The 21,770-nt window shown below is 64.1% G+C and carries 20 protein-coding genes; 10 read left to right on the forward strand and 10 right to left on the reverse strand.

Annotated elements, in window-relative coordinates; translation table 11 throughout:
• Positions 1-23: 23 nt before the first annotated feature.
• Both LQ232_RS06865 and lexA read right to left on the reverse strand, forming a co-directional pair.
• The gene (locus LQ232_RS06865; RefSeq protein ID WP_230179514.1) at positions 24-266 is read right to left on the reverse strand and encodes a hypothetical protein; all 243 of its coding nucleotides are present in this window, start codon (positions 264-266) and stop codon (positions 24-26) included.
• A 131-nt stretch (positions 267-397) separates the two neighbouring features.
• Positions 398-1,093, reverse strand: a complete 696-nt coding sequence (gene lexA, locus LQ232_RS06870; protein ID WP_230179515.1) for a transcriptional repressor LexA — start codon at positions 1,091-1,093, stop codon at positions 398-400.
• 98 nt (positions 1,094-1,191) lie between these two features.
• On the opposite strand from lexA, the gene LQ232_RS06875 reads away from it, so the two are divergent.
• Positions 1,192-2,172 (forward strand): asparaginase, encoded by a 981-nt coding sequence (locus tag LQ232_RS06875; RefSeq protein ID WP_230179516.1) that lies wholly within the window; start codon positions 1,192-1,194, stop codon positions 2,170-2,172.
• 127 nt (positions 2,173-2,299) lie between these two features.
• Here LQ232_RS06875 and LQ232_RS06880 read toward each other — a convergent pair whose 3' ends face one another.
• A complete protein-coding gene (locus tag LQ232_RS06880; RefSeq protein WP_230179517.1) occupies positions 2,300-2,893 on the reverse strand; it encodes a methylamine utilization protein in 594 nt (197 codons plus the stop codon).
• A 5-nt stretch (positions 2,894-2,898) separates the two neighbouring features.
• Entirely contained in the window at positions 2,899-3,393 is a 495-nt protein-coding gene (locus tag LQ232_RS06885; protein ID WP_230179518.1) for a group 1 truncated hemoglobin, read from the reverse strand.
• Between the two features lie 123 nt (positions 3,394-3,516).
• On the opposite strand from LQ232_RS06885, the gene LQ232_RS06890 reads away from it, so the two are divergent.
• The 4 genes from LQ232_RS06890 to LQ232_RS06905 all read left to right on the forward strand — a co-directional run bounded on the left by LQ232_RS06890 (position 3,517) and on the right by LQ232_RS06905 (position 9,104).
• On the forward strand, positions 3,517-4,416 hold the full coding sequence (locus LQ232_RS06890; RefSeq protein WP_230179519.1) for a DUF3034 family protein: 900 nt from the start codon (positions 3,517-3,519) through the stop codon (positions 4,414-4,416).
• Positions 4,417-4,506: 90 nt separating this feature from the next.
• Positions 4,507-5,721: an efflux RND transporter periplasmic adaptor subunit gene (locus LQ232_RS06895; RefSeq protein WP_230179520.1), complete on the forward strand. Its 1,215-nt coding sequence runs from the start codon at positions 4,507-4,509 to the stop codon at positions 5,719-5,721.
• A 14-nt stretch (positions 5,722-5,735) separates the two neighbouring features.
• Complete coding sequence (locus LQ232_RS06900) at positions 5,736-7,688, forward strand: MacB family efflux pump subunit (RefSeq protein WP_230179521.1); 1,953 nt, start codon at positions 5,736-5,738, stop codon at positions 7,686-7,688.
• A 30-nt stretch (positions 7,689-7,718) separates the two neighbouring features.
• Positions 7,719-9,104, forward strand: coding sequence for an efflux transporter outer membrane subunit (locus LQ232_RS06905; RefSeq protein ID WP_230179522.1), 1,386 nt, complete (start codon positions 7,719-7,721; stop codon positions 9,102-9,104).
• A gap of 6 nt (positions 9,105-9,110) precedes the next feature.
• On the opposite strand, the gene LQ232_RS06910 is transcribed toward LQ232_RS06905, so the two are convergent.
• Positions 9,111-9,833, reverse strand: a complete 723-nt coding sequence (locus tag LQ232_RS06910) for a glycosyltransferase family 2 protein (RefSeq protein ID WP_230179523.1) — start codon at positions 9,831-9,833, stop codon at positions 9,111-9,113.
• Positions 9,834-9,966: 133 nt separating this feature from the next.
• On the opposite strand from LQ232_RS06910, the gene LQ232_RS06915 reads away from it, so the two are divergent.
• Genes LQ232_RS06915 through LQ232_RS06930 form a run of 4 tightly spaced genes read left to right on the forward strand, consistent with a single transcriptional unit; the run spans position 9,967 to position 13,604 of the window.
• Positions 9,967-10,890, forward strand: a complete 924-nt coding sequence (locus LQ232_RS06915; RefSeq protein ID WP_230179524.1) for a cation diffusion facilitator family transporter — start codon at positions 9,967-9,969, stop codon at positions 10,888-10,890.
• A gap of 2 nt (positions 10,891-10,892) precedes the next feature.
• Positions 10,893-12,257 (forward strand): hypothetical protein, encoded by a 1,365-nt coding sequence (locus tag LQ232_RS06920; RefSeq protein ID WP_230179525.1) that lies wholly within the window; start codon positions 10,893-10,895, stop codon positions 12,255-12,257.
• The gene (locus LQ232_RS06925) at positions 12,212-12,913 is read left to right on the forward strand and encodes a VIT family protein (RefSeq protein WP_230179526.1); all 702 of its coding nucleotides are present in this window, start codon (positions 12,212-12,214) and stop codon (positions 12,911-12,913) included. Before LQ232_RS06920 ends, LQ232_RS06925 begins: the two co-directional genes overlap by 46 nt.
• A 4-nt stretch (positions 12,914-12,917) precedes the next feature.
• Entirely contained in the window at positions 12,918-13,604 is a 687-nt protein-coding gene (locus LQ232_RS06930; protein ID WP_230179753.1) for a glutathione S-transferase family protein, read from the forward strand.
• 10 nt (positions 13,605-13,614) lie between these two features.
• Here the strand turns inward: LQ232_RS06930 and LQ232_RS06935 are convergent, their stop codons facing one another.
• The 3 genes from LQ232_RS06935 to LQ232_RS06945 all read right to left on the reverse strand — a co-directional run bounded on the left by LQ232_RS06935 (position 13,615) and on the right by LQ232_RS06945 (position 18,217).
• Positions 13,615-15,459 (reverse strand): aminopeptidase P family protein, encoded by a 1,845-nt coding sequence (locus LQ232_RS06935; protein WP_230179527.1) that lies wholly within the window; start codon positions 15,457-15,459, stop codon positions 13,615-13,617.
• 24 nt (positions 15,460-15,483) lie between these two features.
• The gene (locus LQ232_RS06940; RefSeq protein ID WP_230179528.1) at positions 15,484-16,923 is read right to left on the reverse strand and encodes an NAD(P)/FAD-dependent oxidoreductase; all 1,440 of its coding nucleotides are present in this window, start codon (positions 16,921-16,923) and stop codon (positions 15,484-15,486) included.
• Positions 16,924-17,053: 130 nt separating this feature from the next.
• Positions 17,054-18,217 (reverse strand): sensor domain-containing diguanylate cyclase, encoded by a 1,164-nt coding sequence (locus LQ232_RS06945; protein ID WP_230179529.1) that lies wholly within the window; start codon positions 18,215-18,217, stop codon positions 17,054-17,056.
• Positions 18,218-18,351: 134 nt separating this feature from the next.
• On the opposite strand from LQ232_RS06945, the gene LQ232_RS06950 reads away from it, so the two are divergent.
• The gene (locus LQ232_RS06950; protein WP_230179530.1) at positions 18,352-19,929 is read left to right on the forward strand and encodes a serine/threonine-protein kinase; all 1,578 of its coding nucleotides are present in this window, start codon (positions 18,352-18,354) and stop codon (positions 19,927-19,929) included.
• 7 nt (positions 19,930-19,936) lie between these two features.
• On the opposite strand, the gene LQ232_RS06955 is transcribed toward LQ232_RS06950, so the two are convergent.
• The gene (locus tag LQ232_RS06955) at positions 19,937-20,455 is read right to left on the reverse strand and encodes an exonuclease domain-containing protein (protein ID WP_230179531.1); all 519 of its coding nucleotides are present in this window, start codon (positions 20,453-20,455) and stop codon (positions 19,937-19,939) included.
• Between the two features lie 61 nt (positions 20,456-20,516).
• Positions 20,517-21,728 carry a GNAT family N-acetyltransferase gene (locus LQ232_RS06960; RefSeq protein ID WP_230179532.1) on the reverse strand — a complete coding sequence of 404 codons (1,212 nt, stop codon included), beginning with the start codon at positions 21,726-21,728 and terminating at the stop codon, positions 20,517-20,519.
• Positions 21,729-21,770: the final 42 nt, after the last annotated feature.

A 21,770-nucleotide genomic window follows, 5' to 3' on the forward strand; every position in this document is an offset into this window, starting at 1 on the left:
CCTCGCCAGTCAGTGAGCTTTCTTCAGGCGGCAGCCTCTTGTTCAAGCACCAGGCGGTCGAGCGCTGCGCACACATCGGCGAAACGGCCCGCGATGACGGTGCGGCGGGCATCGGCAGGATCACTGCTGATGCGCAGCCGACGAGGGCTGATGGCATGGCTGGCCAACAAACGCTCGGGGGCCAGGCTGGGCTCTGTGCGGATGGCGACGGCGCGCGCAGCGTTGGAAGAACGAACAAAAAAAGCACGGGCGAAATGATGAATCATGGAGAACTCCGGCAACAACGATTGAAGTTCGGCAGGATTCCAAGATGACGTCAACGCACGGGACTGCACACTCATGCGAGGTGCAAATGCCCGCCACCCGCGCGGTGACGTTGCCAACATGGCAAGTTTGATCACATCAGCAGTTGATTTCGGATCAGGCCCACGGCCAGTCCTTCGAGTTCGAATTCGGGGTGGTCGGGCGGCACGATGATGGGTTGGAAGTCAGCGTTTTCAGGGAGCAGTTCAATGCCTTTGGACGTGCGCATGAAGCGCTTGACGGTGACTTCATCGCCCAGGCGTGCCACCACGATCTGCCCATTGCGGGCTTCTTTGGCACGGGCCACGGCCAGCAGATCGCCATCAAGGATGCCGATGTCTTTCATGCTCATGCCACGCACGCGCAGGAGGTAATCAGGGCGCTTGGCGAACAGGCTGGGCTCCAGTGAATAGCTTTGCTCAACGTGTTCTTGCGCGAGGATGGGGCTGCCTGCGGCCACCCGGCCGATCAGCGGCAACACCAATTGCTCAAGCCCCGGCAGACTCAGATTGAAGGGGGCGCCAGCCGAGCCGGTTTTTTTGCGGGTTTCGTTCACGGTGCGCAGGGTGCCGGCCTTGAGCCGGATGCCGCGTGACGTGCCGCCCAGCAACTCGATGACGCCTTTGCGTGCCAGGGCTTGAAGGTGCTCTTCAGCGGCATTGGCCGAGCGAAAACCCAACTCGTTGGCGATTTCTGCCCGGGTGGGTGGGGCACCAGTGCGGGCAATGGCCCGCTGGATCAGCTCGAAGATCTCTTGCTGGCGGGGCGTGAGTTTGGGTTTATCGTTCATCTGGCTGAGTGGTCGGCTTGACCGCAGGATGGCTTGGTTGACTGTCATTTTATACAGGCCTGTTCGTTTGTCCAGTGTTTTTGATGAAAGTGCGTTGCATGGATGTGAAGTCACCAGTGGTCGTCGTTCTTGGCACCGGGGGCACGATCGCCGGCACGGGTTCGGGGCCAGACGATGTGGGCTACCAGGCGGCGCAGTTGAGCGTCGAACAGTTGCTGCAGGCGGTGCCCGGCTTGCATGGCGTGGCTTTGGAAACCCGGCAAGTGGCCCAGATCGACAGCAAGGACATGGGCTGGGCGGTCTGGCAGGCGCTGGCCAAGCAGATTCAGCTGGCTTTGTTGCGTGATGAGGTGGGTGCCGTGGTCATCACCCATGGCACCGACACGCTGGAGGAAACGGCCTACCTGCTGCACTGCCTGCTCGACATCGACAAACCGGTGGTCCTGACGGCGGCCATGCGCGCTGCGACCTCGGCCCAGGCGGACGGGCCCCGCAATCTGAGGGACGCGGTTCGGGTGGCCGAACTCGCGGCCTCTGAAGGCCTGGCAGGTGTTGTGGCTGTGATGGCCGGAGTGCTCTGGTCCGGGCACGCGGTGCGCAAAGCCCACACCTGGCACATCGATGCTTTCGATGGCGGTGGCGTTGAACCACTGGGCCGTGTTGGCGACAACGGCGCCGTGGTGTTCGACAGGCCGTGGCCTTCACCCGGTCGCGTCGGATGGTCTTGCCTGGATGTGGCGGAACCGCCTCGGGTCGAGATCGTGACCAGCCATGCGGGTGCCGATGGTGTGGTTGTGGAGGCGCTTTTGGCACAAGCCCAGCAGCTGAGCTTTGGCTTGGCTGGCTTGGTGGTGGCCGGCACAGGGCATGGCACCGTCCACCAGGGGCTCGCGCGTGCCTTGCAAAAAGCCGAGGATCAAGGGGTCAGGGTTTGGCGAAGCAGCCGCGTTGCCCGAGGCGGGGTGCTGCCTCGCGAGGGCGACCACTGGCAGGCTGCGGGCGCGTTGACGGCGGCGCAGGCTCGGGTGGCCTTGATGCTGGAATTGTTGGGGTGTCCCGTTGGCGGGATGAAGGACTGAACCCGTGCTGCGGTGTCCGACTAGCCAAGTGCTGCCTTCACCCCTGAGACAAGCAACTTGTCCCGAGACAGCGCCACTTTAGAGTCGCGTCATGACAGCCTGATGACAGCCTTGTCTGCCCAAGGGATCAGGATTTGACCCGCAGCATGATGGCTTGGCCGCCACCCGCTTTCAAGGTTTGCTCGATGCCGGGATTGGCTTCGCCCAGGGCGGGCCACCAGATCTGGACACGGTGTTCGCCAGCGGGCAAGTCCAGGCTCACTTGGCCGTCGCTGCCCGTCACGCCAAAGTAAGGCGTGTCGACAACGTGGATGTAGCCCAGCATCTGGTCATGGATGTTGCAGCCCAGCGTGGCCGTGCCGGCCTTGTCGAACACCACCGGGGCGGCCGGGGTGCCGGCATAGAGCTTGATCTCGAACTTCTTGGTCGGCGAGAAAGAGTAGACGTGATGGCGAACCGTGTCGAAATTGGGAAACAGCACCGGCGTGCCGGTTTGCACGACCAGTAAAGTGGGCTGAAAGGCGCGGCCCTTCTGGGCCATGTTGGCAGTGGCGCCACTTGGGGCCGGGGCACGGGTGCCTTTCACCTGCACGGACACCGCCGCTTGCGCCATGGGCTGGCCGGCTTCGTTGGTGACCAGGATGGCTTGAGGCGCCGCGTGCGTGCTCAGGCTGGCTGCGCTCAGGGCGAGCAGGAGGGCAAGTGGGGTGGCTGAGCGCATGGGGCTCAGGAGTTCTTGACAATGTCGCGGCGGGTGGGCGCCAGGCGTTTGAGCAGATCGTTCTTGGCACCCGTGGGGGCATTGGCGCGGTTGATTTCATCGCGCAGGACGTCAACCATCAGGTCGAACTCGGCCCCAGTGATGCCCAGGTCGGCGTGTGAGTTGCGCATGGTTTCGCCCTCGTAGACGCAAGGGCCATCGGCCAGCTTGCACACATACGTGGCCACGCTTTCCTTGAGCGCCTTCATCTTGACGTTGGCGAACGAGCGTTGCGTGCGCGGGTCGGTGGCCACCCGGTCCAGTGTGCGGTCCGTGATCGCCGTGATGCCCTGGACGCCACCCAGTCGCTGGTACAGCGGGGTGGCACCGCCAGTTTTGGTGGAGGACGCGCAAGCCATCAAGCTGGCCAGGGTCCAACTGATGGCCAGGCCGACCACCAGGGTGATGAGATTGCGTTTGCGCTCGGGCGTGAGTTGAATGCGCAGGTCTGAATACTTCATGGATGCCACCTTTTGTGAGCCTTGTTTCGGCATGAGCTGCTCAATATTGAGGCGTTTTGGTCGATACCGATCTGTCAAACAAAGGTGTTTTGGCCAACGCGGCCATGAAAAGGCAGTTCAAACATGCGGCGATTCCTGGCAACTCAAACCCAAAAAAATGCGTGGCTCACGTTGGCCGTGGCCGCAGCCTGCGCGGTGCTTGTGCCCAATTCGGCACGCGCTGGCGACCGGCTGCTGGCCACCTGGGGCGTCACCCAGGTTGAGGGCGCAGGCGGCGGTGGGCTCACGCCCTGGGCCACCATCGCCGGCAGTGGCAGCAGCAATCAAACGGGTGGCTCGGCATTTGTCACGCACAGCAGAACCAACGATGGCTATGACCTGAAGGTGGCTGGCGCTGCGGTGGGCATCCGTGACCGGGTGGAGTTGAGCATGGCCCGCTGGAGCTTCAAGCTCAGTGATGTGGTGCCCGACAAATCCATCGAGATGAGCTCCCTGGGAGTGAAAGTCAAAGTGATCGGTGACGCCGTTTACGACCAGGACAGCTGGTTGCCACAGATCAGCGTGGGGGCGCAATACAAGTCGAACGACGACAAAGGGCTGGTGAATTCATTCGGCGCCGACAACAGCGATGTGGACGTGTATGCCTCGGCCACCAAGTTGTGGCTGGGCGCGGCGGGTGGCTACAACGTGCTGGCCAACTTGACCTTGCGGCTCACGCGGGCCAACCAGTTTGGCCTGGTGGGCTTTGGCGGTGCCGGCCACGACAAGCGCAAGTTGATGGCTGAAGGCAGCGTGGGCGTGATGCTGCGCGATGACCTGGTGCTGGGCACCGAGTACCGCCAAAAGCCCAACAACCTGGAAGACACGGCCGCCATCCTGAAGGAAGAGGCGGCCTGGGATGTCTTCGTGGCCTGGTTTCCCACCCGCCTGATCAGCTTGACCGCCGCTTGGTTGAACCTGGGCAACATCGTCAGCAAGCCTGACCAGCAGGGCCTGTACCTGTCCGGGCAAGTGACGTTTTAAGCGGGCACCTGAGCGACCAGTTTTTCTCCTTTACATTCGGTTCACGAACGGGACATCGTTTGTAAACCTGAGTGGGCGAGACTGGTCTTCATGAAAAAAATCAAATCCACCTGGTTCACGCCGACGCGCGTGGTGCTGGGTGCCCTGGTGGTGGCCGCCGCTGCGTGGGGCGTCAAAAAAGCTTTCTTCACCGCGCCGGCCAAGCCGGACGTGATCACCGCCACCGCGGCGGTGAGCGACATGGAGGACACCGTGCTGGCCAGCGGCACCATCAAGTCCTTCAAGGACGTGAGCGTGGGGGCGCAGGTGTCAGGGCAGATCAAGAAGCTGCACGTGGCCTTGGGCAACAAAGTGACCAAGGGCCAGTTGGTGGCGGAGATCGACTCCACCACGCAGCAAAACGCTTACCAAAATGCCCAGGCTCAGATTGCCTTGCTGCAGGCGCAGTTGCTGGCCAAGCAGGCCACCCTGACGCAGGCCGAGTTGTCGTTCAAGCGCAAGAAAAGCCTGCTGGCGCAGGACGCCGGATCAGCCGTTGACTTTGAAGACGCGCAAGCCGCGCTGGCCACCGCCAAGGCCGATATCTCGGTGTACAACGCCCAGATCCAGCAAGCCAAGACATCACTGGACACGGCGCGCGTCAACCTGGACTACACGCGCATCACCGCGCCCATCGATGGCGTGGTGGTGGCTGTGCTGGCCGAAGAGGGCCGCACGGTGAATGCCAACCAGTCGGCGCCCACCATCATCAAGTTGTCAAAGCTGGACACCGTGCAGATCAAGGCGCAGATCTCGGAGGCCGACGTGGTGCGTGTCAAGCCTGGTTTGCCGGTGTACTTCACCATCCTGGGCGAGCCGAACAAGCGCTATGAGGCGCAGCTCAAGTCCATCGAACCGGTGCCTGATTCGTCGCAGACCGACACCACCACGTCGTCGACCAGCACCTCCACCACGGCGACCGCCATCTACTACAACGGGCTGTTTGAAGTGCCGAATCCGGATGGCAAGCTGCGCGTGGCCATGACGGCGCAGGTGTTCATCGTGCTGGCCAAGGCCAAGGATGCTTTGTTGATCCCCGCCACGGCCTTGTCGGACAAGGCGGTGAAGGGCGAATACACGGTGCGCGTGCTGGAAGGCGAGGGCGACGAGCAGAAAGTGGTGCCCCGCAAGGTCAGGATCGGCCTGAACAACCGCGTGCAAGCCCAGGTGCTCTCAGGTCTGAAGGCCGGTGACAAGGTGGTGGTGGGCGAGGCTGGCGCGGCAGGCAGTGGCAGCGGGGCCCGCCGCGGCGGCCCGATGTTCTGAGCACGGGGCCTGACATGACACAAGCCTTGTTGGAGGTGAAAGACCTCTGGCGCGAGTTTCCGTCTGGTGAAGGCAAGGTGGCCGTTCTGAAGGGGCTCAACCTGTCGATCCGCGCGGGCGAGATGGTGGCCATCATGGGCGCCTCGGGCTCGGGCAAGTCCACCTTGATGAACATCCTAGGCTGCCTGGACCGGCCCAGCCGCGGTTCGTATTTCGTGGCGGGCCACGAGACCAGCGAACTGGCGCCCGATGGTCTGGCGCGCTTGCGCCGCGAGTACTTCGGCTTCATCTTCCAGCGCTACCACCTGCTGGGCGACCTGACCGCGCTGGGCAACACCGAGATCCCGGCCATCTACGCAGGCCACGGCGCGGAAGAGCGCCACCAGCGTGCGCAGGCCTTGCTGACCCGCTTGGGCCTGGGCGAGCGCACCATGCACCGACCCGGCCAGTTGTCGGGCGGCCAGCAGCAACGCGTGAGCATCGCGCGGGCGCTGATGAATGGCGGCGACGTCATCCTGGCCGACGAACCCACGGGCGCGCTGGACAGCGTCAGCGGCGCGGAGGTGATGAACATCTTGCGCGAGCTGCACGCCGAGGGCCACACGGTCATCATCGTCACGCACGATCCCAAGGTGGCCGACCACGCACAGCGCATCATCGAGATCGCCGATGGCGAGATCGTGGCAGACCGCCTCAAGGACGGCGATGCCGTGACCACGGCCATTCTGAGCAACAACACGCCTGACAGCCCACACCCCTGGCGCGCCCATTGGGACCGCTTCACCGAAGCTTTCACCATGGCTTTGCGCGCCATGGCTGGCCACCGTCTGCGCACCTTGCTCACCATGCTGGGCATCATCATCGGCATCGCTTCGGTGGTGTCCATGGTGGCGCTGGGGCAGGGCACGCGCGAGCGGGTGCTCAAGGACATCAGCGCGATGGGCACCAACACCATCGACATCTTTCCGGGCAAGAATTTTGGCGATCGACAAGCGGGGCGCATCCGCACCTTGGTGCCCAGCGATGCCGATGCGCTGGCCCAGCTCGGCTATGTGGACAGCGTGACCCCGACCGTCGCCACCAGCGTGACTTTGCGGCGCGGCAATGTGGAGGCCACGGCCAGCATCACGGGGGTGGGCGACCAGTTCTTCCGGGTCAAGGGCTACACGCTGGCGCAAGGGCAGACCTTCGACGCCGACAGCATCCGCCGCCAAACCCAGGAGGCGGTCATTGATCCCACCACCGCCAAGACCATGTTCGGTCCCAATGAGGACCCGGTGGGGCAGGTGATCTTCCTGGGCAATGTGCCGGTGCGCGTGGTGGGCGTGACTGCGCCGCAAGAAAGCGCTTTCATGGCCAGCGACAGCCTGAACGTGTGGGTGCCTTACACCACCGCCTTGCGCCGTTTGCTGGGGCAGTCCAACCTGCGCAACATCACGGTGCGGGTCAGCGACACGGTGTCGTCATCAGCCGCCGAGCAGGGCATCGTCAAGCTGATCAAGCAACGCCATGGCAGCGAAGATTTTTTTGTGCGCAACAGCGACAGCATCCGGCAGACCATCGAAACCACCACCGCCACCTTGACCTTGCTGATCTCGTCGATCGCCGTGATCTCGCTGATCGTGGGCGGCATCGGCGTGATGAACATCATGCTGGTGTCGGTGACCGAGCGGACACAAGAGATCGGTGTGCGCATGGCGGTGGGCGCGCGCCAGAGCGACATCCTGAGGCAGTTCCTGATCGAGGCCGTGCTGGTCTGCCTGATTGGCGGTCTGCTGGGCATTGCGCTGGCGCTGGCCATTGGCCTCATCTTTGACGCGGTGAGCGGCGGCAATTTCAAGCTGGTGTATTCGGTGTCCACCATCGTGCTGGCCTTCGCAGTGTCGTCGTTGATCGGTGTGCTGTTCGGCTTCCTGCCAGCGCGCAACGCGGCCAGGCTGGACCCTGTGGATGCGCTGTCGCGCTGATGCTGCTGAAATCAGATGGAGCCTTTGTTCATGACCAATGATTCTTCCTGGGTCCGACGCGCCGTGGCGCTCGCGGTGGTGGCCATGCTGGCCGCGTGCGCCAGCCCCAGCGCCTACCGCACGCCCAATGTGGCGGTGCCAGTGCAATGGCAGCAACAGCAGGCCAGCTCGGCGTCCGCGCCCACCAGCACCCAAGCCGTGGTGGCCGAGCGTTGGTGGGAGCGCTTTGGCGACACCCAGCTCACGCAGTTGGTGGACGAGGCCCTGCAGCGCAACAACAACCTGGCCGTGGCCGCCCTCAAGGTGCGCCGCGCCCAATTGCAGGCGGGGCTGGCCGCCAGTGCGCAGCTGCCCTCCATCAGCCTGGGCGCCAACACGTCGGCGAGCCGGTTGCTGGAACGTGGGCCTACCACGCGCAGCACGGGCGTGACTGCAGGCGTGAGCTGGGAGGCCGACTTGTGGGGCCGCCTGGCGGCTCAGCGCAACATGGCCGACTGGGAAGCCCAAGCCACCGAGGAAGACCGTGCTGCGGCGGCCTTGTCGCTGGTCGGCACCACGGCCAATTTGTACTGGCAGGTGGCTTATCTGAACCAGCGCATCGAGTCAGGCCAGCAAAGCATTGACTACGCTCGAAAGACGCTGGAGCTGGTCAAGGTGCAGCACGTGGCCGGCAGCGTGACCGGCCTGGAAGAGGCGCAAGCCCAGCAGACACTGGCCAGCCAGGAAGCCAGCCAATCCCAACTGGTGCAGCAACGCGTGGAAGCGCGCAATGCTTTGGCCATCTTGTTTGATAAACCACCCAGCCAGACGCTGGGTGAAGTCCAGCGCCTGCCGGACATCGCGTTGCCAGCGGTTGAAGCCGGCTTGCCGGCGTCGGTGCTGGCACGCCGGCCAGACCTGCGCGCGGCCGAACTGCGCCTGCGCAGCAGCCTGGCCAAGGTGGATGCCACGCGCACCAGCTATTACCCAACCTTGAGCCTGACCGGCAGCCTGGGCAGCACCAGCAATGCCTTGAGCAACGTCTTGAACAACCCCTTGGCCACCTTGGGCGCAGGCCTGGCCTTGCCCTTCATCCAGTGGCGCGACATGCAGCGCAATGTGGCCGTGTCGCAGGCGGATTACGAGCAGGCCGTGCTGGGTTTCAGGCAAACCTGGTACCAGGCCTTGGCCGATGTCGAGAACGCCTTGTCGGCGCGCACGCAATTGGAAGTGCAGGCCCGGCAACTGCAGCTTTCATTGACGGCCGCCTTGCAATCAGAACGTTTGAGCGAGATCCAGTACCGTGCAGGCGCCGTGTCGTTGAAGACCTGGCTGGATGCGCAGGAAACCCGGCGCGTGGCGACCAACAACCTGGCGCAAAACCGCTTGAATCGTCTCACCAACCTGGTGACCCTGTACCAGGTGCTGGGCGGTTAGCGGCGGTCAACGGTCCACGTCATAGAAGAAATGATCTGCGGCCGCGCGGTCGCCTTCGAAGATGCGGCGCACCAGCCCCGGGTTCTTGAAAAAATACCAATCGCCAAAGGTGTCGAACTTGCGGCACGAGGTGGTGATGCCATGGCGCCAGATGGTGCCGTATTGCTGGCCCCGCTGGCGGCCCAGGGCCCTCAGGCGCAAGGCGAAGTCCACATCTTCAACGCTGACCATGTTTTCATCAAAGCCGTTCAGTTGCTCAAACGCGTCTTTCTTGAACCAGAACATGCCGTACGACAAGCGGTGCTTGATCACGTAAGGCAGCACGGTCATGGCGCTGAAGAACAGGCCCACGGACATGCGTTCTGGCGTGATCATCGAGCCACCACCCACATAGCGGGGGTCATGCACATGGTCCAACACGGCCGCCACCGTGTTCTCTGACATCCAGCTGTCGGCATCGATGGTGGCAATGGCGGGCGCGCTGCTGGCGCGGATCGCCGCGTTGCGAACGGCCGAGATGCATTTCTTGTCTTCGACCACGCAACGGGCGCCCAATGACTCGGCGATCAGGCCGGTCTGGTCGGTGCAACGGTTCAGCGCCACCACCACTTCCACGTGCTGGCCGGCCTTCTGGGCCGACTGGAAGACGCTTTCAATGCACTTGCCAATGAAGCGTTCTTCGTTGTGGGCCGGGATGGTGACTGAGAGGGCAGGGTGTCGGGCGCTCACGTTGGTCGATCAAGGTTGGTAGCATGGGAAACGGAACGATGGTAGATCAATGTGTTGCTGCAAATCCTGCACTTTCAAGCATCATGATCCTCTGTGAGACCATTCATCCGATGAGACACCAGGAGTTCCGTTCATGAGCGCCGGACACGACCACGCCCACCACAAGCATGATCATGGCCATGCGCACGTCCACGCGCCCGCCAATTTCAACCAGGCCTTCGCCATCGGCATTGGGTTGAACGCGGTATTCGTGGGCATCGAAGCGTTCTACGGCTGGAAGATCAACTCGCTGGCCCTGCTGGCCGATGCCGGGCACAACCTCAGTGACGTCGCCGGCCTGGTTTTGGCTTGGGGCGGTGCTCTGGCGGGCAAGGTGCAACCCAGTTCGCGCAACACCTATGGGTTCAAGCGGGCGTCCATCTTGGCGGCGTTCGCCAACGCCGTGTTGCTGTTGGTGGCCATGGGCTCGCTGGCCTGGGAGGCCTTGGGCCGGTTCAGCTCGCCCGTGCCCACCCAAGGTACCACCGTGATGGTGGTGGCCGGCATTGGCATCGTGGTCAACACGGCCACGGCCTTGCTGTTCATGCGCGGCAGTGCACATGATCTGAACATCCGCGGGGCCTTCTTGCACATGGCTGGCGATGCGCTGGTCTCACTGGGTGTGGTCATCGCGGGCGGCTTGACCTTGCGGTTTGGCTGGAACTGGCTGGATCCCGCCGTCAGCCTGGTCATTGCCGCGGTCATCGTGGCAGGCACCTGGGGCCTTTTCCGACAATCCATGCACCTGTTGTTCGATGGCGTGCCCGAGCAGATCGACCTGGGCGCTGTCAAAGGGTATTTGCAATCGCTGCCGGGCATCGACCGTGTGCACGATCTGCATGTGTGGGCCATGGGCAGTTCCGAGGTGGCCTTGACCGCGCACCTGGTGATGCCCGCCGGCCAACCTGATGATGTGTTCTTGAAGGACATGACGCAACATTTGCATGAGCAGTTCGACATCGACCACGTCACCGTGCAGGTGGTCAAGGTGCCGTTCACCCGTCCTTGCCAGGCCTGAGCATGACAGCCTCTTTGCCAGTCAACTCCGACGTCGCCGAGGCCTTGAATCAGGCATGCCATTGCCGGACCTTGAGCCCGGACCTGCTGCGCGAACAGCTTGAGCGGGACCCCAGCCTGGCGGGACTGGCGCAACGCCTGGTGCAGACGCGGCCGCACCTGTTCTCCTCCACCATGGTGTTCTTGTCCAGCACCGTTCAGCGGCGCATTGTGGACATGGTGAAAGCCATCGAGCGGGTCATCGCTTTGCCGCAGTACCAGGCGCGGGCCCTGGCCCGAGCGCCATCCATTGCCCAGCGCGCCGTGGCGCCTTTGGGCGTTTTCATGGGCTATGACTTCCACCTTGGGGCCCGAGGGCCGCAACTGATCGAGATCAACACCAACGCGGGCGGCGCCTTGCTGAACGCGGCATTGGCCCACGCCCAGCACGCCTGTTGTGAGGCAATGGACTGGGCCTTCCCCCTGAAACAGATCAGCCGGGACTCGCAAGAGCAAGTGTTCTTTGACATGTTCGCTGCCGAGTGGCGGCTGCAACGGGGCGGCGCACCGTGGCGGTCGGTCGTGATCGTGGACGATCAGCCCGAAGCACAGTATCTGGCGCCCGAATTCACGCTGTTTCAACAACTGTTCGAGCGGCATGGCGTGGCCGCCAGCATTGCGGATCCGGCGGCCCTTGAGTGGCGTGATGGCCAGTTGTGGCACCAGGGCAAGGCGGTGGACATGGTCTACAACCGCCTGACTGATTTCTACCTGAGCGAGGCCCCGCACCAAGCCCTGCGTGCGGCTTTCGAAGCCGATGGCGTGGTGTTGACCCCGCACCCACGCGCCCACGCCTTGTTTGCTGATAAACGAAACCTGATCGCCCTCAGTGACGCCGCCGCCTTGCAAGCCTGGGGCGTTTCAGAGAGTGATCGTGCGCTGCTGAGCGCGGGCGTGCCCCACACCCAGTTGGTGACCGAGGACAAGGCGGATGACCTGTGGGCGCAACGCCGCCAGCTGTTCTTCAAGCCTGTGGGCGGTTACGCGGGCAAGGCCGCCTACCGGGGTGAAAAACTCACCCGGGGCGTCTGGTCCGACATCCTGGCGGGCGATTTCGTGGCCCAGGCGCTGGTGCCACCAGGGCAACGCGTGGCGCAAGTGGATGGCGATTTGAAAGACCTGAAATTTGACGTGCGCGCCTACGCCTACAACAGCGAGGTGCAGTTGCTGGCGGCGCGCATGTATTCTGGCCAGACCACGAACTTTCGCACCCCGGGCGGTGGCTTTGCCCCCGTGATGGTGATCGATGGCGATGGGTCTTCACCCGACCAAGCAGGAGCCTCATGCCTCGCACCACCCACCCCGAGCTGCACCGCACCGAACGCATAGGATGGCTGCGCGCCGCCGTGCTGGGCGCCAATGACGGCATCGTGTCCACCGCCAGCCTGATGCTGGGTGTGGCGGCGGCCAGCACAGGCCAGAACGAGCTGTTGATCGCCGGAGCAGCGGCGCTGGTGGCGGGGGCCATGTCCATGGCAGCGGGCGAGTATGTCTCGGTCGCCTCCCAATCCGACACCGAGCGTGCAGACCTGGCCCGCGAGCGAGCCGAGCTGCATGCCCAGCCTGAATCCGAGCACCTTGAACTGGCGTCGATCTACGTGGCGCGAGGCCTCACCCCCGAACTGGCCCACCAAGTGGCCACGCAGTTGATGTCGCACGATGCATTGGGCGCCCATGCGCGGGACGAGTTGGGGCTCTCCAGCACGGTGGTGTCGCGCCCTGTGCAGGCAGCATTCACTTCGGCCGCCACCTTTGCGGCCGGGGCAGCCTTGCCACTGCTCACAGCCTGGCTGGCGCCGCCGGCTCACCTCACGCCACTGGTGGCGGGCATCTCCTTGCTGTGCCTGACCGGCTTGGGCGCTTTGTCCGCCAAGGCGGGCGGGGCTGGTGTGCTGCAGGCCTCAGTGCGCGTGGCCTTTTGGGGCGCCCTGGCCATGGGCCTGACGGCCGGCGTGGGCAAACTTTTTGGCGCCGTTTATGCTTGACACCATGATCACCGTGCACCATCTGGAAACCTCCCGTTCGCAGCGCGTGCTGTGGCTGCTTGAAGAGTTGGGCGTGCCCTACGAGCTCAAGATCTACAAGCGCAACCGCGTCACCCGCCTGGCCCCACCTGAATTGAAGGCCGTGCACCCGCTGGGCAAGTCACCGGTCATCACCGATGGCGGGCAAACCATTGCCGAGTCGGCCGTGATCCTGGAGCACCTGGTGGACCAGTACGGCGCCCAGGCCCAAGGTGATCTGGCCCATTTGCAGCCGGCCAAAGGCACGCCTGAATACGCCCAGTCGCGTTTCTGGATGCACTATGCCGAGGGCTCGCTGATGCCCTGGTTGGTGATGAAGCTGGTGTTCCTGGCCATCCCCACCCAGCCCATGCCTTTCTTCGTGCGGCCCATTGCCCGCAAGATGTGCGAGCAGGTGCGCGCCAAGCTGGTCGACCCCAACCTCAGCGCGGCATTTGCGTTCATGGAGCAGCACCTGGCCACGCACACCTGGTTCTCGGGTGATCACCTCACGGTGGCCGATTTCCAGATGAGCTTCGCGGTGGAAGCCGCCATGTCGCGCGGTGCCGACCAGGCCCGCTACCCGCGACTCGCGGCGTACAAGGCCCGCATGGTGGCCCGCCCGGCTTACCAGCGCGCGTTGGCCAAGGGCGGCCCTGTCGTGATGTCCTGAGCCCGTCTGTTCAGACCGGCTGGGTGCGTTTTTCCAGCCAGTCCAGGGCAGCACCGCTGACCAAGGGCTTCAGGCGCTTCAACACCTGTGCGTGGTAGCCATTCAGCCAGTCGATCTCGTCGGCGCGAAGTAGCGACAAATCAATGCAACGCGTGTCGATGGGGCACAGGCTCAGCGTCTCGAAGGCCAGGTACTCGCCATGCTCCGGGTCGCCTGGCGCCGTGTTGGGCACGCTGGGCGCCACCGGCACGTTGATCACCAGGTTCTCGATGCGGATGCCCCATTGCTTGGGGCGGTAAAGGCCCGGCTCGATCGAGGTGATCATGCCCGGGTGCATGGCCATGGTGGCCTCGGGCACGGCTTTCGAGATCGATTGCGGGCCCTCGTGCACGTTCAAAAAATAGCCCACGCCATGCCCGGTGCCATGTCCAAAATCGATGCCCTCGGCCCACAGCGGCCCGCGGGCGATCGCGTCCAGCATGGGCGACAAGGTGCCGCGCGGGTAGCGTGCGCGCGACAAGGCCATCGTGCCCTTGAGCACCAGGGTGAAGTCGCGCTGCTGCGCTTTGGTCGGCGTGCCGATGGCCCACACGCGAGTGATGTCGGTGGTGCCGCCCAGGTATTGCGCGCCAGAGTCGATCAACAGCAAACCTGGCGCCGTCAAACCTTGCGGGGTGCTCAGCACGGCAAAGCTGTCGGGTGTGGCGCGGTAGTGCGGCAGGGCACCATTGGCGTTGAAGCCCGCGATGGTCGGGAAGCTCAGCGATACGAAGCCGGGTTGCTTGGCCCGCTCGGCGGTCAGGCGCTCGTCAACGGTCAGTTCGCTGACATGCGCTGAGCCCAAGGCCGATTCAAACCAGGCATAAAAGGCGCACATGGCGGCGCCGTCGCGCTCCATGGCCTCACGCACGAAGGTCGCCTCGGCGTCGGTCTTGCGCGATTTGGCCAAGGTGGTCGGGTTGATCGATTCGATCACGGTGACGCTGGCCGGCACCGCTTCGCGCAATCCCCAGGTGATGCGCTTGGGATCGATCAGCAGGCGGGCGTTGGGAGGCAGGGCGCGCAAGGCGGCCAGGGCCTGGTCGTAAGGCTGGCACTGCACGCCATCCTGAGCCAGGCGTGCCTGGATGTCGGCAGAGACTTTGCCTTCGGCCACGAACAAGGTCGCACTGTCCAACGAGACCAGGGCATGGCCCACGAAGACGGGGTTGTAGTCGACATCGGCCCCGCGCAGGTTCAGCACCCAGGCCAGGTCGTCCAGCGTGGCGATCCAGTGGTGGGTGGCGTCTTTGGCGACCAAAGCCTGTCGCAAGGCAGCCAGCTTGTTGGCGCGGGGCGTTGAGGCATGCGGCAGGGTGTGTTCAAACACCGGGACCAAAGGCGGCGCAGGCCGGTTGACCCAGATGGCCTCGACCGGGTCGGTGGACGTGACCAGCATCCAGTTCTCGCGGGCCAGCGCTTCGTTCAAAGACTGGGTCAGGGCCAAACCCAACACCGCGCCGTCCACCGCCAACTGGGCTTGTGGTGCCGTCACGTTCAGGGCCTTCAGCCAGGACACATAGGCCGGCACGGCCGCGCCCTCCAGCTTGAACAGGGCGATGCCGCTGCCGGCCAGCTCGGCCTCGGCCTGCTCCCAATAGCGGCTGTCGGTGAACAAGGCCGCTTGCTGCTCGCCCACGATCAGGGTGCCGGACGAACCGGTGAAGCCGCTCAGCCATTCGCGCGTCTGCCAACGGTCGGGCAGGTACTCAGACAAATGCGGGTCGCTGCTGGGCACCAGGCAGGCGTGCCAGCCTTGCTGGCTCATGTGTTGGCGCAAGGCCGAAAGGCGCTGGGGAATGGTCGAGGAAGTCATGGCCCTATGTTGCCATGATCTGCCTCAGGCCGGTGGCGCCGGTGGGTCGCTGCGGGCAGCGGCTTGTTGGTGGGTGTCTCGCAAATAGGGCGCGATGAAGATGCGCGCGTGCCGCTGCGAAGTGAAATACGCCCAGGCCCAGTCCATGAACACGACCAGCCGGTTGCGGAAACCGATCAGGAAGTAGACGTGCACGAACAGCCAGAACAGCCAGGCCGAGAAACCGCTGAACTTGACCTTGATGGAGGTGAAGGGCACGTCGACCGAGGCGATGGCGGCGCGCCGTCCGATCGTGGCCAGTGCACCGTAATCCAGGTAACGGAAGGCCCCGGCATCCTTGCCTTGCAGGCGGCGGATGATGTTCTTGGCGGCTTTCCGGCCCATCTGCTTGGCGCCCGGGCTGACACCGGGAACGATGGTGGGGTTCTTCGGGTCCAGGTAGCTTTTGGCGCTGGCCAGGTCGCCCACCACGTAGATGTTGGGGTGGTTGGGCAGGTTCAATTCGGGCTGAACAATCACCCGTCCGGCGCGGTCCACTTCGCAGCCCGTGCTCTTGGCCAATGAGCGGCCCAGTGGCGAGGCGGCCACACCGGCCGCCCAGATCACGGTGCGCGAAGGCAGGAAGTGCGAGACCGTCTGGTTGGTGCCATCGGCGGCCGGGGTCACGGTGTCGTAGTGAATGCCAAACGCGGTGATGTTGGTCACCTTGGCGCCCACCATCACTTCCACCCCCAGATCGACCAATTGCTCTTTGGCGCGTTGCGACAGGTCTTCCGGGAAGGTGCCCAGCACCTTGGGCGCCCCTTCCAGCAGGATCACGCGGGCGCGCCGCGTATCAATGCGGCGGAACTCGGCATTCAGGGTGTGTTGGGCGATCTCCGAAAGCGTGCCGGCCATTTCGACGCCCGTGGGCCCCGCGCCCACGATGGCAAAGGTGAGCCAGGGCTCGCGTTTGACCACGTCGGTTTCGCGCTCGGCCTGCTCAAAAGCGGTCAGGACCCGACGGCGGATGGTGAAGGCATCGCCCAAGGTCTTCAAGCCCGGGGCGTACTTGGCCCAGTCGTCACGGCCAAAGTAACTGTGCGTGGCGCCCGAGGCCAAAATCAGGTGGTCAAAGTGCAGGTGTTCGCCGCCGTCCAGCACCACGCAATTCGACGCGGTGTCGATCGACATCACCTCGCCCAACAGCACCGTCAAATTGCCCCGCGCGATCTCGCTGCGAAGGATGTGCCGAATCGGGCCGGCGATGGCGGGGGCGGGCAGACCCGCCGTGGCCACTTGGTAAAGCAGGGGCTGGAACAGGTGGTGGTTGGTCCGGTCAATGACGATGATCTCGACCGCCGCCTTGGACAGCACCCGGGCCGCTTCCAGACCGCCAAAGCCGCAACCGACGATGACGACGCGGGGCACGGCAGAGGTCTTGGCGGCGTCAGGGGCGGAGAGGGCGTTGGTGGGTCGATTCATGCAGGGCCGGTATGGAAAAGGGCGTTTGATCGGGATCGGTGTTTATACCAGCCGCCCATCGGCTCTTGTCGCATCGCCCAGTCATGGTGCATCCCTTGATCACGGGGACGACTCGCGCTTTCCCCCCAAATCAAGTGACCTGGGCCTGCCGCTTCTCCGTTTGGTGAAGATTGAGGACGAACCTGGCCTTGCCTGCGCGTTTGGCCTCGTACATCGTCGCGTCGGCCCGTTGGCACAGGGTGTTGGCGTTGTCGCCCAGGATGAAGAGGGTGCCGCCAATGCTGGGCGTGACCACCACACGTTGTCCGTCCAGCAGATGGGGCGAGCTCAGGCGTTCAAGGATGCGGTTGCCGATGCGCTGCACCTCGTCCGGGTGGCCCGCGCCTTCCAGGATCACGGTGAATTCATCGCCCGACAGGCGGCACACGCAATCGGTCAGGCGCACGCAGGCGTCCAGGCGGCGGCTGACTTCCACCAGCAGCTGGTCGCCCACCGCGTGTCCGTGGCGGTCGTTCACCGACTTGAAGCCGTCCAGGTCCACATACAGCACTGCCAGGGTCTGGGGTTGGCGGCGGGCCCGCGACATGGCCTGCTGCAGGCGCTCGGTGAAGGCGCGGCGGTTGGGCAGGCCCGTCAAACTGTCGTGGCGAGCCTGTTCGGCCAGCATGCGCTGCTGTTGCTTCAGGGCCGTGATGTCGTTGAAGGTGCGGATGTGCTGGGTGATCTGGCCCGCCTCGTTGCGCAGCGCGGTCACGGTCAGGCAGGTGTCGATCTGCTGGCCATCGGCGCACGTCTGGGTGCTTTCGCCCGACCAGCGCAAGGCCGCTTGCAGCGAGGCACGCACGCCACTCAGGTGGGAATCCCGCAAGGGTGCCATGCCCAGCAACTCGGCGCTGTGGCCCACGACCTCGGAAGGACTCAACCCGGTCATCGTCAGGAAAGCGGGGTTGACCATGACGATGCGGTCCAGGCCGTCGCTCACCACCACGGCGTCGCCACAGGCTTGCAACACCTGGGATGACAATATTTGCGCCCTGGAAGTGGGCTCGACCACCTCGGGCGGTGTGTGGGCAGCAGCTTGCGGTCTTGGCCATCGTTGGCCCTGCATTCGCCAGCATTGAAAGCCTAGCAGGCCCAATAGCAGCAACGATCCGGCGTGAGTCACCAGATTGGAAGAGGACGACAGCTCGTATCCGACACCCAGGGAAGCCAGCATGGGCAAGGCAATGACCCGGATGGAAGGATGGCGCAAGCGGATGGGCGTCCCCACGATCATCGTAAGGAACGAATTCATGGACACCCCGACTGCAAAGACAGCACAAGGATTTTCGGACGAATATTGACCGGCTTAAGCATTGATGACCACCCGGAAAGCCGTGCATACATGTGGAGTAAGCTGCACGGTTCGACTGGAGATGCCCATTTGCCATGCCCCCTGTAGCTGAGCACGACGCCCTGCCCACCGGCACCCGCCTTGGCGAGTTCGAGATTGAACGCGTGCTGGGCGTGGGCGGTTTTGGCATCGTGTACCTCGCTTTTGACCATGCGCTGCAGCGCCAGGTCGCCATCAAGGAATACATGCCCGTGGCCTTGGCCGCCCGTGGCCAGGGCCTGGGCGTGAGCCTGCGCGCCGCCAGCCATGCCGAGACCTTCGCCCTGGGATTGCGCTCGTTCATCAACGAAGCCCGCTTGCTGGCACGCTTTGACCACCCGGCGCTGGTCAAGGTTTACCGGTTCTGGGAAGAGCATGGCACTGCCTACATGGTGATGCCGTACTACCGCGGGAAGACCGTGCAGAACGCGCGCCGCGAGATGACGGAGCCTCCGGATGAAACCTGGTTGCGCCAGGTGATCGAGCCGGTGCTGGGCGCGCTGGACTGCCTGCACCGCGAGCAGGTTTTCCACCGCGACATCGCCCCCGACAACATCCTGCTGTTGGACGAGAGCGATGAGGACGGAGGACCTCGCCCCGTGCTCCTGGACCTGGGCGCGGCCCGCCACGTGATTGGCGACCACACCCAATCGCTGACCGCGATCCTCAAGCCCAGCTTCGCGCCCATCGAGCAATACGCCGAGACCGTGCAGTTGCGGCAAGGCGCCTGGACCGACCTGTACGCGCTGGCCGCCGTGGTGCACTTTTGCATCACCGGCCGCCCACCCACGCCCGCCAGCGCGCGTGCGGTGCACGACGACTTGCCCAGCCTCACCCAGATGAGCGAAGGCCTGGCCAGTGGTTTTGACCGTCACTACAGCAGCAGTTTTGTCAACGCGATTGACCATGCGCTGGCCGTTCGCCCGCAAGACCGGCCGGATTCAGTCGCTGCCTGGCGGCAGGAGTTGTCGGGCATCGTCAATGTGGGCCAACAGGGCCTGACCCAGGGCGATGGGTGGGTGCCGCAGACCGTGCTGGTTCGGCCGGCCCACGGCCACAAGCCGGCGGGGCACGAAGCCGTCGAGGCGCGCGCTTACCTGACGACGATTCCCGCGGCGGGCACCTTGCGCGCACCGCCCAAGTGGCCGATCACCATTCCCAAACGCAAGAAGACCATCCCCCCGCCCTTGGCACCCGAGCCTGCCCAGGCCGAGTCCATCCTGAAGCGGCGTTGGATCATGGGCATGGCTTTCGTGGTGGTGGTGGCGACGTCCGGGCTCTGGGCGCAGCGCCAATCAAACCGTTCGCCAGCCCAAGAAGAGTTGCCGGTGAGCGCGGCCACGGCCAGCGCCGTCTCCACCAGGTCCACGGGATCCGGCAAGCCGGTGCCTGCCAAGGCCAGCGCGAAAACCGAGGCCGAGCTTGACGACGAGCAAGCCTCGAAGACGCGCAAACGCGCTGGCGGCAACGAATCCCCTGAGCCGCTCAACCCCAGGCTGGCCTGCGGATCAAGGACCTTCATCTCGCTGGCCATCTGCATGAAGCGGCACTGCTCGCGCCCTGCCTACGCCGGCCATGCGGAGTGCAAGCGCATGACCGAACAAGAGCAGGGGCAGCGCTCTGCTTTTCCCTGAGCCAGGCTCAGGCCACGGCGGGTTGCTGCTTCAGGGCCTTCAAGGTCGACTGCAGCAGGCGCGCGTCCGAACTTGCACGGTGCCGCTGAAGGATCATGCCCAGCGCCACTTGGCGTTTGAGTTCATGCCAGGAGGCGGCCTCGCTTTCCGACAGCAGCGCGCGCAGGTTCTCCAGCTTGAAATGGGGTGTGCGGTTGGCCGCGTCGTACAGGCGGTTCAACCAGGTGTAGTCGTGGGCCCAGGCATCGGAGTACACCACCATGCCTTCCAGCCAGTCGTTCAAGGCATCGGCCACTTCCAGTGCCGAGCGGCCATGGCGATCCAACTGATCCCGGGTGATGTGGTGAACGGCCGCGGCACTGGGGTCCCAATGCTGCCACTCGGGCTCGGGCTTGACCAGGCTGCACCAGGAGCGGCCATCGGGCATCACGATGCCCACTTCAATCGGGTAGCTGCCCAGACCGAACCCGGACGCCTCGATGTCGAGGATCGGAGGTGGGTAATCAACGGAAGCGTAGGTGGGCATGAACGACGACATCTGGACCCTGGTCTTTGTTGGGTTATTCAGACCCTAGTCTCTCACTCGTTTAATCGGGTGCATCCAAGGGTTTGAACGGTTTTCGGTCATCCAATTCATCGATGTAGTGCTGAATTTGGCGACCTTCACGATGCAAAAAATCAGCCACGGCCTGTTTGAAGCCTGGATGGGCCAACCAATGCACCGACTGCGTCGGGGTTGCCAGCAGACCCCGTGCCAGCTTGTGCTCACCCTGTGCGCCGCCTTCAAAACGCTGGTAACCCTTGGCGATGCACCAGGCCATGGGTTGGTAATAACAAGCCTCGAAGTGCAGGCAGGACACGGTGCTGAGCGCGCCCCAGTAACGACCGTACGCCAGGCCCAGCTCCGTGTCCACCGCCAGCAGGGCGCAGGCCATGCGTTCGCCCTCCCGGCTGGCCACGAACAGCACCCAGTCCTGGGGACGTGACTGGCTGGCCAGGCGCCAGAAATCGCGGCTCAGGTAGGGCTGTTGGCCGTGCTGCCAATAGGTCTGGGTGTAGCACTGGTGGAAGAAATCCCAATCGGCTTGCTGGATTTGCGCGCCCTCCAGCACCTCGAAGCTCACCCCGGCATCGCGCACCTTGCGCCGTTCCTGGTGGATCTTCTTGCGCTTGTCGCGGTGCAGGCTGGCCAAAAAATCTTCGTAGTCAAAGTAAGGCTCGCCTTGGCGGTTTTGCCAGTGGAACTGCACGCCGTGGCGTTCCAGCCAGCCTTGCGCCTTGGCCGCCTGTGCCTCTTGCTCTGACACAAACAGGATGTGTGCGGACGACCAACCTTGCTGCTGCACCTGCTGGCCGATGGCCCGCAACAGGCTCTCGCGCAAAGCTTGCCGCACTGGCGGAGCGGCCGTGGGGTCGACCAGCAGGCGCGGCCCGGGCACCGGTGAGAAAGGCACCGCGCCCAGCAGCTTGGGAAAGTAGCTGGCGCCCGCCGCACCGAAAGCCCGGTCGTGGGCATCGGCCCAGGCCCAGTCAAACACGTACTCGCCATAAGAGTGGGATTTGGCGAAGGTGGCGCAGGCGGCCACCAATGCGCCGGCGCGATCGTGCAATGTGACGAACAGCGGTTGCCAACCCGTTTTGGCGCAAGCACTGCCGCTGTCCACCATGGCCAGCAAGAACCCGTGCCTCATGAAAGGTGTGCCGCCGGGCATGCCGGCCACCAGCCGGTCCCACCGCTCAGCGTCAATGGAGCTAGGGTGATCGTGCCATTGCACCGACAGGTCGTCGAAGGTGATCATGAGTTCCGTTTCAATCAATGCGTTTTGGCCGGGATTGGCGTT

Source organism: Aquabacterium sp. CECT 9606, assembly GCF_918741295.1.
GTDB lineage: Bacteria > Pseudomonadota > Gammaproteobacteria > Burkholderiales > Burkholderiaceae_C > Aquabacterium.